General features: G+C 63.9%; 11 protein-coding genes and 2 pseudogenes. 9 read left to right on the top strand and 4 right to left on the bottom strand.

The features are described 5' to 3' along the window. The first annotated feature begins 17 nt into the window (after positions 1–17). From DYST_RS15110 to DYST_RS15080, 7 genes are all read left to right on the top strand, one after another. On the top strand, positions 18–701 hold the full coding sequence (locus tag DYST_RS15110) for a DUF484 family protein (protein ID WP_102301574.1): 684 nt from the start codon (positions 18–20) through the stop codon (positions 699–701). A 9-nt stretch (positions 702–710) separates the two neighbouring features. After that, the gene (gene xerC / locus DYST_RS15105) at positions 711–1598 is read left to right on the top strand and encodes a tyrosine recombinase XerC (protein ID WP_239946464.1); all 888 of its coding nucleotides are present in this window, start codon (positions 711–713) and stop codon (positions 1596–1598) included. Positions 1599–1706: 108 nt separating this feature from the next. Then, complete coding sequence (locus DYST_RS15100) at positions 1707–2735, top strand: sulfite exporter TauE/SafE family protein (protein WP_239946463.1); 1029 nt, start codon at positions 1707–1709, stop codon at positions 2733–2735. A gap of 24 nt (positions 2736–2759) precedes the next feature. Beyond that, positions 2760–3092, top strand: a complete 333-nt coding sequence (locus DYST_RS15095) for a GlpM family protein (protein ID WP_239946462.1) — start codon at positions 2760–2762, stop codon at positions 3090–3092. Positions 3093–3184: 92 nt separating this feature from the next. Beyond that, positions 3185–3718: an ATP-dependent protease subunit HslV gene (gene hslV, locus DYST_RS15090; protein ID WP_102301570.1), complete on the top strand. Its 534-nt coding sequence runs from the start codon at positions 3185–3187 to the stop codon at positions 3716–3718. 70 nt (positions 3719–3788) lie between these two features. Beyond that, entirely contained in the window at positions 3789–5126 is a 1338-nt protein-coding gene (gene hslU / locus DYST_RS15085) for an ATP-dependent protease ATPase subunit HslU (RefSeq protein WP_102301569.1), read from the top strand. A gap of 36 nt (positions 5127–5162) precedes the next feature. Continuing rightward, a complete protein-coding gene (locus tag DYST_RS15080) occupies positions 5163–5777 on the top strand; it encodes a hypothetical protein (RefSeq protein ID WP_102301568.1) in 615 nt (204 codons plus the stop codon). A 109-nt stretch (positions 5778–5886) separates the two neighbouring features. On the opposite strand, the pseudogene DYST_RS15075 reads toward DYST_RS15080, so the two are convergent. Then, a pseudogene (locus DYST_RS15075) lies at positions 5887–8159 on the bottom strand (S9 family peptidase). A gap of 124 nt (positions 8160–8283) precedes the next feature. After that, positions 8284–8982, bottom strand: coding sequence for a glutathione binding-like protein (locus tag DYST_RS15065; RefSeq protein ID WP_239946459.1), 699 nt, complete (start codon positions 8980–8982; stop codon positions 8284–8286). Positions 8983–9128: 146 nt separating this feature from the next. On the opposite strand from DYST_RS15065, the gene DYST_RS15060 reads away from it, so the two are divergent. Beyond that, positions 9129–9560 (top strand): hypothetical protein, encoded by a 432-nt coding sequence (locus DYST_RS15060; RefSeq protein WP_102301565.1) that lies wholly within the window; start codon positions 9129–9131, stop codon positions 9558–9560. 105 nt (positions 9561–9665) lie between these two features. Next, positions 9666–10547, top strand: coding sequence for a ribokinase (rbsK, locus tag DYST_RS15055; RefSeq protein WP_239946458.1), 882 nt, complete (start codon positions 9666–9668; stop codon positions 10545–10547). Between the two features lie 67 nt (positions 10548–10614). On the opposite strand, the pseudogene DYST_RS15050 reads toward rbsK, so the two are convergent. Together DYST_RS15050 and DYST_RS15045 are read right to left on the bottom strand one after the other, a co-directional pair. Then, positions 10615–12084, bottom strand: a pseudogene (locus DYST_RS15050) (DNA translocase FtsK); the annotation flags it as partial. A gap of 79 nt (positions 12085–12163) precedes the next feature. Then, complete coding sequence (locus DYST_RS15045) at positions 12164–13180, bottom strand: DNA translocase FtsK 4TM domain-containing protein (RefSeq protein WP_239946457.1); 1017 nt, start codon at positions 13178–13180, stop codon at positions 12164–12166. Positions 13181–13183 lie beyond the last annotated feature (3 nt).

The raw sequence follows: 13183 nt of genomic DNA, 5'->3' as shown, positions 1-13183 counted from the left end.
ACTCCGCTGAGGTAGAAATGTCCGACACCGCCATCGCCGACACGCTTTCCGCCAGCGACGTCGCGGCTTATCTGCGCCGTCACCCTGAATTTCTCAGTGATTACCCCGATATCGCCGCGCAGCTCACCCTGCCGCGCGAGCAGGGCCGGGTCGCGTCGCTGGCCGTCTACCAGCTGCAGAGCCTGCGCGAAAAGAACGCGGAGTTGGAAAAGCAGCTGGCCACGCTGATTTCCATCGCCGCGGACAACGAGCGGCTGATGCAGCGCGTGCACGAGCTCAACCTCGCCGTGCTGCGCGCCGGCACGCCCGCCGTTGCAGCGCGCAGCGTGGTGGCACGGTTGTCGGAGGATTTCCAGACGGATCAGGTGCGCCTGATGCTGTTCGGCCCCGTGGGCCTACCGCCCGCCGACTGGCTGGTGCACGTGCCGGGTGGGCGTTCTCAGGTGCCAGAGTTCGCTGACTTTCTCTCGCACCACGAACCCGTCTCTGGCCGTCTTTCAGCGGAACGCCTGTATCGCTTGTTTGGCGACCACGCGCCGGAGATCCGCTCGGCCGCGATGATGCCGTTGGGCGAGTTCGGCATTCTGGCGATTGGCAGCGGCGACGCCGACCATTTCCAGCCAGGTATGGGCACGGTGTTTCTGAAGATGATCGCTGCCACGGTTACCACGGCGCTGCGTCGCTCGCAGGAAGTCCTCTAAGCTCTACCCATGGCCACACCGCAGGATCACGTCGACACCTGGCTCACCCGGCTTGCAGGGGAACGACAGGCATCGCCGCATACGGTCGATGGCTACCGCCGCGATCTGGCCAAGCTGCTGCGCTGGATGGAGGCACAGGGCGTCACCAGCTTGAGCGCGCTCGAACCCAATCGCCTGCGCGGTTTCGTGGCGGCGGAACATCGCGCCGGCCTGTCGCCGAAGAGCTTGCAACGCTTGTTGTCCTCCTGCCGCAGCCTGTTCCGCCAGCTCACGCGCGAAGGGCTACTCGACCACGATCCGCTGGCCGGTGTGCGCGGTCCCAAAGTGCATCGCAAGTTGCCGCAGGTGCTCGATGTGGACGAAGCAACCTCGCTGGTGGAAGCGCCAGCCGAGGGGGCGTTGAACCTGCGCGACCGCGCAATGCTGGAGCTGTTCTACTCCTCTGGCCTGCGCCTGTCCGAGCTTACTGGCCTGCGTTGGATCGACCTCGATCTTCAAGCCGGCGAAGTCCGCGTGCTCGGCAAGGGCAGCAAGACGCGCATCGTGCCGGTCGGGCGGCATGCGGTGGCGGCGCTGCGCGCGCTGGGCGAGGCAGAGAGCATGGTGCCCGAGCAGCCTGTGTTCAAAGGCCGCGGTGGGGCGCCGATCAATCCGCGCACCGTGCAACTTCGGTTGAAGACGCTGGCGCTGCAGCAAGGCCTGGCCAAGCGCATCCATCCGCACTTGCTGCGCCATACCTTCGCCAGCCACATGCTGGAATCCTCGGGTGACCTGCGCGCCGTGCAGGAGTTGCTGGGCCATGCCGACATCGCTACGACGCAGATCTACACGCACCTGGATTTCCAGTACCTGGCGCGTGTCTACGATGCCGCGCATCCGCGCGCCAAGCGCAAATAGGCGAGAACCGTAGGCCGACCCGCCGCCCGCTAAGCGGGTTCTAATCGGCGCTCCGTAGCATCGACCGCTGTTTATGCGGATGCCGCGGGCGTCCATGGTCGATTCGCCATGTTCTCCTGGTTGCTTCTCCTCTCCGGCGTCGGCGTTGCCGCTTTCGTCATCAGCACACTGAGCGGTGGTGGTGCGGGCCTGATACTGCTGCCCATCCTGCGTATGGGCCTGCCGGCGGCGCAGGTGCCTGCTGCCTTGTCGATCGGCACGACGGTCAGTTCCGCCTCACGCATCGCGCTGTTCTTCGCGTATATCGACTGGCGCATCGTGCGCTGGTTCGTGCCGGCGGCGATTCCATGTGTGTGGCTGGGCGCATGGCTGCTCACCTATGTGGAGCCCGCCTACCTGGAAGCCGCGCTTGGCTTGTTCCTGGTGGGCAACCTGCCGCTGCTGCTGCGTCCCTCGACGGCACCTGCCCGGCCTAGCGCGCGGCCGCTGTGGAGCTTGTGCCTGATCGGCGGAGCGGCCGGCTTTGTCTCCGGGCTCACGGGCGCGGTCGGGCTGCTATTCAACCGCTTCTACCTGCGCTACGGCTTGGAGAAGGAACAGATCGTGGCCACACGCGCAGCCAACGAAATCATCCTGCACCTGATCAAGTTGGTGTTGTATGGACTGTTCGGTTTGCTGACGACCGACGTATGGCTCGCCGGCGGCATCGTGGCCGCAGCGGCGCTACTCGCGGCGTGGCTGGCGCGACGTATCCTGCCGCGGCTGGGCGAATCGCTGTTCAAGCGCATCGGCTACGCGGCCATGGTGGTGTCCGGCTGCTTCATGTGCAGTAACGCCATGGCAGAACTCGCCGATCGCCACGGCATCGCTCTGCAAACGTTCCGCACACGCCAGGGCTTCGATAGCCGACTGGACTGGGCCGGCACGCGGCTCACTCTAGAGTTCAAGTACAGGAAGGGCTTCGAACTGGAGCGAGAAATCGAGTGGGCCGAGCTTCCCGACGATCACAAGCTGCTGGCCACGCCGCTGATCGCCGGCGCCGATCGCGTGGTGCTGGAGGCGACACACTCATTGCGCGGGCGCTCCTACGAGTTGTATGTGTATCGCGACGGGCGGCTGACCAAGCACAGGTTCTGAGCCGCCGGACCACCCGGAGCATCCATGAACCTGCTCGTGAAATCCCTGGTCGGCGCAGTGATGGTGCTGCTGATTGGCCTGCTCTCACGCACCCGCAACTACTACATCGCCGGTCTGCTGCCGCTGTTTCCCACGTTCGCTCTGATGGCGCACTACATTGTGGGCAGCGAGCGCGGCACGGCAGATCTGCGCACCACCATCTTGTTTGGCATGTGGGCGGTAGTGCCTTATCTGGCCTATCTAGTGTCACTGTATTGGCTGGTGGCACGCATGCGGCTGGTGCCAGCGCTGGGATCGGCGTTGCTGGTGTGGTGCCTGGTGGCGGGCTTGCTTGTCGTGGCATGGAATCGCCGCTAGACCGCTCCGGGGTGGCCGTAGTCCAGCGGTCCGGCTTGGATTCCGTCCACACGGCCCCACCTCTGGCGAATTCACTCTTTACGGAGTCCCCCATGGAATCCTTTCACGCCACGACCATCGTCTCGGTACGCCGCAACGGGCGCATCGTGATCGGTGGCGACGGCCAGGTCACCCTCGGCAACACGGTGATGAAGGCCAATGCCCGCAAGATCCGCCGCCTCGGCAAGGGCAACGTGCTGGCCGGTTTTGCGGGTGCCACCGCTGACGCTTTCACCTTGTTCGAACTGTTCGAGCAGAAGCTCGACAAGCACGGCGGCAACCTGACCCGTGCGGCCGTGGAACTTGCCAAGGAATGGCGCACCGATCGCCGCCTGGGTCGCCTGGAAGCCATGCTCGCCGTGGCCGACAAGGAGGCTTCGCTGCTCATCTCTGGCAACGGCGACGTGCTGGAACCCGAGCATGGCCTGATCGCCATCGGCTCGGGTGGCCCGTATGCGCAATCGGCCGCACTGGCGCTGCTCGAGAACACCGAGATGGATTCGCGTGCCATCGTCGAACGCGCACTGAAGATCGCCGGCGACATCTGCATCTATACCAACCACAACACCTCGATCGAGGAGCTGTAAGCGCACGGCGCGACAGCATCCGCCGTCGTGCCTGGCACGACGCGTTGAAGATCAACCTTCCGGTGACCCCATGTCCGAATTGACACCCCGCGAAATCGTCAACGAACTCGACCGCTACATCATTGGCCAGCACGACGCCAAGCGCGCCGTGGCCATTGCGCTGCGCAACCGCTGGCGCCGCATGCAGCTCGAGCCGACCATGCGTGACGAAGTCACGCCCAAGAACATCCTCATGATCGGCCCCACCGGCGTGGGCAAGACCGAAATCGCCCGCCGCCTCGCCACGCTGGCCAACGCGCCGTTCGTGAAGGTGGAGGCTACCAAGTTCACCGAGGTGGGCTACGTGGGCAAGGACGTCGAGTCCATCGTCCGCGACCTGGCCGACGTGGCCTACAAACTCACCCGCGAGCAGGCCATGAAGCGCGTGCGCACTCAGGCCGAAGATCGCGCCGAGGACCGCATCCTCGACGCCCTGCTACCGCGCCGCCAGACGCCCACTGACTGGACCCACGACACCGCACCCAGCGCGGAACAGAACGACACCCGCCAGAAACTGCGCAAGCAGCTGCGCGAAGGCGCGCTGGACGATCGCGAGATCGAGCTGGATTTCGCCATGAATGTCGGCGTGGAAATCATGTCGCCGCCGGGCATGGAAGAAATGGGCCAGCAGCTGCGCCAGATGTTCCAGAACATCGGTGGCGCCAAGACCCAGCAGCGCAAGGTTGCCATCAAGGCGGCTCGCCCGATGCTGATCGAGGAAGAAGCTGCCAAGCTCCTCAACGAGGAAGAGGTGCGCGCCCAGGCCATGCAGGCCGCCGAGCAGAACGGCATCGTCTTCATCGACGAGATCGACAAGGTGGCCCAGCGCTCCGAATTTGGTGGCGCAGGTGTAAGCCGCGAGGGTGTGCAGCGCGACCTGCTGCCGCTGGTGGAAGGCTCCACGGTGTCGACCAAGTACGGCCCGATGAAGACTGACCACATGCTGTTCATCGCCTCCGGCGCGTTCTCGCTGGCCAAGCCGTCGGACCTGATTCCCGAGCTGCAGGGCCGTTTGCCGATCCGCGTGGAGCTGTCCGCGCTGTCGGTCGAGGACTTCAAGCGGATCTTGCGCGAGCCACATAACGCGTTGACCAAACAGTACGTCGCACTGTTGGGCACCGAGGGCGTGACGGTGAATTTCACCGACTCTGGTATCGACCGACTGGCCGAGGTGGCTTTCCAGGTGAACGAGCGGACCGAGAACATCGGTGCACGCCGTCTTCACACGGTCATGGAGCGGCTGCTGGAGAAGATCTCCTACGAAGCTGCCGATAAATCCGGCGAAAATTACCTGATTGACGCCGAATATGTCGATAAAAACCTGGGAATGCTGGTCGAGGACGAAGATCTGTCGCGTTACATCCTGTAAACAAGGGGAAAGCCCCGGGCTGGTAAAATTTTGACCATGGGAAATGTGATTGAACTGAAGACCACCGGCCAGCGCGCCCAGCTCCGCGAGGCGCAAGAGCAGCATCAGCTGGTTCGGTTGTGGCGCGGCGAACTCGAACACGGCAGCTTCTGTGGTTACGTGGGCGGTGTGGGTCGCGAATTTTTTCTGCTGTGGGTCGTCGGCGACGGCATCACCTATGACGGCATGTATGTGATGCGTCACCGCGACGTGTCCGAGCTGGAAGCGCCGGACAAGCATGCTCCCTTCATGGAGAAGGCGCTTGTCCTGAAACACCTGATGCCGCGGCCCCCGCGGGGCTTCCCGCTGGACGACATTCGCAGTGTCATCCAGGCGGCCGCTGCCCAGGCGCCGGTAATCGGCGTGCACGTGGACAGCGAGGACGAGTCAGAGGTCTGCTACATCGGCCGACTGATCAGCGTGGAAGAGGACGGCTTCAACATGCAGGAGATCTCGCCCGACGCGGAATGGCTGCGCGAGGCGTCATTCTTCTCCTGGGACGAGGTGTCCACCGTCAGCATCGAGGATGGCTACGCCACGTCGCTGCTCGCCGTGGCCGGCACTCCGCCGCCGCTGGAGCAGGGCGATTCGGGTGTGGGTCACGCCCAGTAATTGCCGGTTGATAGGAACGAAAGAAAAGGCCGCCCTTGAGGCGGCCTTTCTTTTACTTTTTGCCCGTCCCCCTGCGAAGGCTGGGAGGACGGTGAAGTAAATCTGGCCGCTATCGGGTCGTCGTAGCCGCAGCCGGCTGCACCACCGGCTTCGGCGCCACAGGCATCGCCGCTCCCTTCACCTGTTGCTGGAAGAAATTCTCGATCAGGTGATAGACGTGGCTGCGCTGCCCCGGCAGGTTCAGGCCGTGCTTGGCGCCCGGATAGGCCATGAACTGGAACTGGGTGCCGCGCTTCTGCAATTCCGCCATCAGCTCAGTCGAGTTGAGGAACAGCACGTTGTCGTCGGCCATACCGTGGACCAGATACAGCTTGCTGGTCAGGCCATCTAGCCACGCCAATGGGGAGCTGCGGGTATAGCCGGCGTCGTTGTCCTGCGGGCGGCCGAGGTAACGCTCGGTGTAGAAGGTGTCGTACAGGCGCCAGTTGGTCACCGGCGCCACAGCCACACCGCCCGCCAGTTCGTTCGAGGCCTTGGCCAGCATCATGGTCGTCATGTAGCCGCCGTAGCTCCAACCGAACACGCCGACATGCTTGCCGTCGACCCAGGGCTGGGACTTCAGCCAACGGATGCCGACCAGTTGGTCGTCCACCTCGGCCGCGCCAAGCTGCTGATAGATCACGCTGTCGAACTGCCGGCCGCGGCGGGCCATGCCGCGGTTGTCCAGCGTGAACACGACAAAGCCCTGGTTGGCCATGTACTGGTTGAAGTAGTCGCCCCACGCATTGGTGACCAACTGCGCGTGTGGGCCGCCGTAGTACATGTCGAACACGGGGTACTTCTTCGAGGGATCGAAACCGGCCGGCTTGTACAGGCGGTAATACAGGGTTTGCCCGTCGGCCGCCTTGAGCGTGCCGAACTCCGGCTTGATCAGGCTGTCGCGGTAGTTCCAGAACGGATGTTTCTCGTCGAGCTTGTTGGGCTCGATCCAGGTAACCAAGCTGCCGTCCGCCTTGTGCAGGCTGACCTGTGGCGGCGTATCCACGCTGGAGAAGTTGTCGAGGTAGAAGCTGCCGTCCGGCGCGAAGGTGGCCGCATGCGTGCCCGCGTCCTGACTCACGCGCACCGGTGCACCCGCGTTGCTGCCATCGAGCTTTAGCGCGTAGACCTGCTTCTCGGGCACCGCATCCTTGTTCGAGGCGACGAACACCGTGCCGACGTGTTCGTTCACCGCCAGCAGACCATCGATCTGCCAGTCGCCTTGGCTCACGGCGTGCTTGAGCGTGCCATCCAGGCCGTACAGATACAGATGGTGGAAGCCGCTGCGCTCGCTGCCCCACAGGAAGCTCTTGCCGTCCTTGAGGAAGCTGAGGTCGTCGTTGAGGTTGATCCACGTGTCGCTGGTTTCGGTGAGCAGCGTGCGCTGCGCCAACGTTTTCGCATCGACCAGGCGCAGATCCAGCTTCTGCTGACTGCGCGGCATGCGCTGGTAGCTGACGTGCTTGCCGTCCGGCAACCAATTCACGCGGACCAGATAGATGTCCTGATCCTTGCCCAAGTCGATCCAGCGCGGCTGGCCGCCGGCCGGGGACACCAAGCCTAGTTTGACCGCGACGTTCGGCGTGCCGGCGGCAGGGTAGCGCTGGTCGATCACGTCGGTATGGTCGGCATACAACTCGGTGCGCTTGGTCACCGGCACCTTGGACTCGTCGTAGCGCTCGAAGGCGATGGCGGAGTCGTCAGGCGCCCACCAGTAACCCGTGCTGCGGTCCATTTCCTCCTGCGCGACGAACTCGGCCTCGCCGTTGTGCACGGTACCGCCGCCGTCGTGGGTAAGCTGCTTCGCCTCGCCACTGGTCAGGTCGATAACCCACAGATTCTGGTCACGCACATAGGACACGTAGTGTCCCTTGGCGAGATTCGCGGATCGATCACGTTGTCGCCGGTGTCGAGCTGCTTGGGCGCCGCATCCGGTGTCGCCAACGTGTAGACATAGAGCTTGCCGTTGATCGGGATCAACAGCTGCTTGCCGTCCGGTGACCACTGATAGCTCACGATGCCGTGCAGGCCTGCAGTGCGTTCGCGCTCACGGCGCGCTTTTTCCGCATCCGACAGCTGTTCACCGTTGGGTTCGAGCTTCTTCGAGTCCACCAGCAGGCGGGTCTTGCCGCCCTTGAGGTCGTACTCCCACAGATCCAGCTGGCTCTGATCGTCCGGCTTGGCGCGCAGGAAGGTGACACGGCCGCCATCCGGCGATATCTGCAGGCCGCGCGGCGCGGCACCGGCAAGGCTGCCACCGTCGAAGATGCGTTCGATCGTGAGTTTTTCGGCCATGGTCGGCAGGGCCACCATTGTCAGGGCGGCAAAGAGGAGGGCGCGCATGGGTACTTCCTTGGGCAACGCGTCGTACGTAAGAACAAGCGGCGATTAGAACCCGTTGTGCGCGTGGAAGCCAGTGATTTGCCGTAAAAAGCGGTGCATTCCGCGCTGAATGCACCGCGTGAAGTCAGTTTTTCGCACCCTGTCCGAACAGGACCTTGCGCGCATCCTCGTCCGTGGTCAGGTCAAACTTGCCCTTGATCTCGTCACCAAGAGCGTAGGCGCGCTTGGTCGCGGGACGCTCGCGAATGGCCTCGAACCAGGCCTTCAGGTGCGGGAAGTCCTCCAGCGCCATGCCTTGGTTTTCGTAGGGCACGATCCACGGATACGCGGCCATATCGGCAATGGTGTAGTCCTTGCCCACGATGAAGGCGCGGCCGTGCAAACGCTTGTCCAGCACGCCATAAAGGCGCCGGGTCTCGTTGACGTAACGGTCGATCGCGTAGGGGATTTTCTCCGGCGCATAGCGGTTGAAATGGTGGTTCTGACCCAGCATCGGGCCCAGACCACCCACCTGCCAGTACAGCCATTCCAGCACCGTGTATTTGCCGCGCACATCGGTAGGCATGAAGCGGCCCGTTTTCTCGGCGAGGTACTGCAAGATCGCGCCCGACTCAAACACGCTGACCGGATCACCACCGCCCATCGGCGAGTTATCCACCATCGCGGGCATGCGGTTGTTCGGCGAAATGGCCAGGAACGCGGGCTGGAACTGCTCGCCCTTGCCGATGTTCACCGGTTTAATGGTGTAAGGAACGCCGGATTCTTCGAGGAACAGCGTGATCTTGTGCCCGTTGGGCGTGGGCCAGTAATGCAGATCGATCATGGCGGCTCCTAGGAGTAGGTGACTCGGGCGGACGTTTTGTTGATGGTCGGGGCGATAGGCTCGGAATCAACCCGAACCCGCCGCAGCCATCGTCAACCACCGCAGCGCCACCGCGTTCCCGGCAGGACATCCACAGGAGAGCCTCCATGAATCGCCTTCCCGCATTCGCCGCTTTTGCATTGGTCGCCGCCCTGTCAGGCCAGGCCTTTGCCCAGCAGGCCGCCCCGTCGACCGCGCCGGCCGGCAATCAGCACATGCACAAGTTCGACGCGCAGTCGCAATTGCAGCACCTGACCAAACAGCTCCAGCTCACGCCGGATCAGCAGGCCAAGATCGGCCCGCTACTGCAGCAGCGCGACCAGCAACTGCAGGCAATGCAGGGTGACGCCAGCCTGAAACCGGCTGACCGTCGCGCCAAGGCACAGTCGATCATGCAGGACACGCAGAGCCAGATCGGCGGCGTGCTGACGCAGGAACAGAGCGACAAGTGGAAAGCCATGCGCGAACAAGCCATGGAGCGCGCGCAGGAAAAGCGTGGGCAGAAGGTGCCTGCGGCGGCGAGCAGCAGCGGCGGTTGAGCGAAGCGATCACGGCGCTGATCCTTTGAACCCCGCGAGATATCTTGCGGGGTCGCCATCCCGTATCCTCCTTCATCCCCGCATTGAGGCTCGGATGGAGTAGGTATGGCGCGCGTCGTCGTGGTCGGCAGTATCAACATGGACCTGGTGACGCTGGCGCCGCGCTTCGCTGCACCGGGCGAAACCATCCTCGGCGAGCGCTTCCTCACCGTGCATGGCGGCAAAGGCGCCAACCAGGCTGTAGCCGCCGTGCGTCTCGGCGCGGACGTCGCCCTGATTGGTGCCGTGGGCGACGATGCCTTCGGCACGCAGCTACATGACGGCCTGGTTCGCGAAGGCGTGTCGCTGGAGCATGTGGCCCGAATCGCCGACTGCGGCAGCGGCACCGCCTCGATCACCGTCGCCGAAGGCGAAAACCACATCATCGTTGTGCCCGCCGCCAATGCGCGCGTGACGCCCGCACAGATCGAACACGCGCAATCCACGCTGGCCAGCGCAGACGCCATCCTCGTGCAAATGGAGATCCCGCTGGAATCCGTCGAAGCCACGCTTCGCCTTGGCCAGCGCCTTGGCAAACCGGTGATCCTCAACCCCGCACCCGCGCAGAAGCTGCCGGTGGAATGGCTGAAACTCGCGCGCTACCTCACGCCCAACCAGCACGAACTGGCCATCCTGCTGGGTGCCGACGGCGACGAGGATTTCCGCTCGCTGATGCAACGCGCACCCGCGCCCGTGGTGCTCACGCGCGGCAGTGAAGGCGCGTGGTTCCGCGATGGCGGCGAACCTACCCACCAATCCGGCTTCAAGGTGGACGTGATCGACACCACCGGCGCCGGCGACACATTCAACGCGGCGCTTGCCGTGTTCCTGCACGAAGGTTTACCCGAAGCCGTGCGCAAGGCGTGCGCTGCCGCTGCACTTTCGGTCACACGCCTTGGCGCGCAGGGCGGTATGCCGACACGTGCCGAACTCGACGCGTTCCTTTAAGCAGTACGCATCCTCTACCCAGTTGTAGCAGCGCACGTGTACGCATCACGACGACTGCACGTAGCAATCAGTCCGACGGCCCCGGTGCCAACACTTCGCGCTGGCCGTTGATACCCATCGACGACACCAGCCCTGCCGCTTCCATCGCTTCCACCAGTCGCGCGGCGCGGTTGTAGCCGATGCGGAACTGGCGTTGCACGAAGGAGATGGAAGCGCGGCGCGAGCGCAGCACGAAAGCGGCGGCTTCGTCATAGAGCGGATCGAGTTCGGGATCGACGCCGTCCTCGGTGAACAGTTCGCCCGATCCTTCGCTGGGTGGTCCCGCAAGAATCTCGTCCTTGTAATCGGGTTCGCCGTAAAGCTTTAGGTGCGCGACGATGCGATGCACTTCCTCGTCGGCAACGAAGGCGCCGTGGATGCGCTGTGGATAACCTGTGCCTGGCGGGAGGAACAGCATGTCACCCTGGCCAAGCAGGCTTTCTGCACCCATCTGATCAAGGATGGTGCGCGAGTCGATCTTTGAAGACACCTGGAAAGCAACGCGCGTAGGGATGTTCGCCTTGATGAGGCCGGTGATCACGTCCACCGATGGGCGCTGTGTGGCGAGAATGAGATGGATGCCTGAGGCGCGTGCCTTCTGTGCAAGGCGCGCGATGAGTTCTTCGATCTTCTTGCCGGCGACCATCATCAGGTCGGCCAACTCGTCGATCACCACCACGATCATCGGTAACGTGTCGAGTAGTTCCGGCACTTCTGGATGTGCGGGAAACGGATTCATCAATGGACGTCCAGACGCCCGCGCCTCCCGCACCTTCTGGTTGAAGCCCGCAAGGTTGCGCACGCGCAGGTCGGACATCAGGCGATAGCGGTTCTCCATTTCAGCCACGCACCAGGCCAGCGCGTTGGCGGCGAGCTTCATGTCGGTGACCACGGGAGCGAGTAGATGCGGAATGCCCTCGTAGACCGAGAGTTCGAGCATCTTGGGGTCGATCATGATCATGCGCACGTCGTCAGGCGTGGCTTTGTAGAGCATCGACAAGATCATCGCGTTCACCGCGACAGATTTGCCCGAACCTGTAGTGCCGGCCACGAGCATATGCGGTGCCTTGGCCAGGTCGGCCACCAGCGGTTCACCGGTGATGCCCTTGCCCATCGCGAGCGTGAGTAGCGAATCCGCATCGCGGTAGGCGGGCGAGTCGAGGATTTCGGACAACGCAATCATCTGGCGCTGTTCGTTGGGCAACTCCAGGCCCATGCAGGTCTTGCCAGGGATGGTTTCGACCACGCGAATAGACGTCCGTCCAAGACCACGCGCCAGATCCTTCATCAGCGCAACGATCTGGTTGCCGCGCACGCCCACGGCGGGCTCGACCTCGAAGCGGGTGATGACCGGGCCGGCCGATGCACCGACGACGGTGACCGGGACCTTGAACTCGCGCAGGCGTTGTTCGATCAGCTCGCCGGTTTCAGCGAGCTGCAAGTCATCGATGGCTGCGAAATCCTGGCGCGGCGCGGCCAGTAGGGAGAGCGGGGGCAGCATGGCCGTCGAACGTTGGCGCGCGGGAGCCGATGGTTGCGGCGAGACGACGCTGGTCGGTGTGCCGACGGCCGCGTCGTCATTGGCTGCCCAACGGCGGCCCGGCGCCACGGGCGTAACCGCCAGTGGCGCGCGCGCGGCGGGAAGATCCATGTCGAAGGACTCGTCTTGCAGCTCGTCCGCCGTTTCCGGCTCGGACGGCGCCGGGACTTGAGCATCGATGGATACTGGCGAAGCGTCGACGTTCGGCAACGATTCCACCGGAACCGGGGCCATCATCGGGGCCGCGACGTGGAGAGATGCTTCCACCGCCGTGGCAGCAACGGCAGGGAGCACGCTTGCTTTCGCGACCACCTGACTCGCGGCCGTCGCCGGGGCGGGGCGGGTCAGCGGCACTTTCGCTGCCAGCGGGGCTGCACGTCCATGCCTTGGCGTGAGCCAGGGTTCGCGAATCACTTTCTCTTGCTGCGCGGCATAGCGAACGCGCGAGACCGGCGCACGCGATGACAACTCCGAAGGTTCCGCAGCTGGCACGGGCTTTGGTGCGACGGCAGATACGGGGGCGGCCTGGGTTCGACGTGTAGCGGCAGGTGCCACGCGGCGCGCGCGCGCGCCGCCGCGTTCGGGGCGTCGCACCGCGCCGCTGGAACGACGGACGGTAAACGTCTTGCCCCGTCTGAGACGCGATCATCTCAAGCACGCGCTGCAGCTGCGCAGCGATGACATCGACGCCCGCGGAAACACGCTTGAACATCGCCGGCCATGTCACGCCGAGATACCACGGCAGGGCCATGGCGATCACCGCCAGCATGGCCAGCACGCTCAACCACCCTCCAAGCAGGCCGCCAACGGCATGTGACAAGGCACGGGAGATCGAGCCGCCGGCATCAGCAGCATCGGTGTACTGATCGATCAGCAGGCCTTCGAGCGTTGCGCTCGCTAACAGCACCAACAGTGCGCCAAGCCAGAAACGGATCGTCCCTTCACCACCGCCTGACAACGTGCGCCGCTTCAGCAGACTTCTGCCGACACGCCAGATCAGGGGAACAAGCCAGAGGGTGGACAGCCCGAAGGCGCCGAATAAGAAATGGAGCATGCC

It is taken from the genome of Dyella terrae (genome assembly GCF_022394535.1).
In the GTDB taxonomy this organism is placed as follows: domain Bacteria; phylum Pseudomonadota; class Gammaproteobacteria; order Xanthomonadales; family Rhodanobacteraceae; genus Dyella.
Note: the sequence above shows the minus strand (reverse complement) of the source record. Positions and strands in the feature narration are given on the sequence as shown.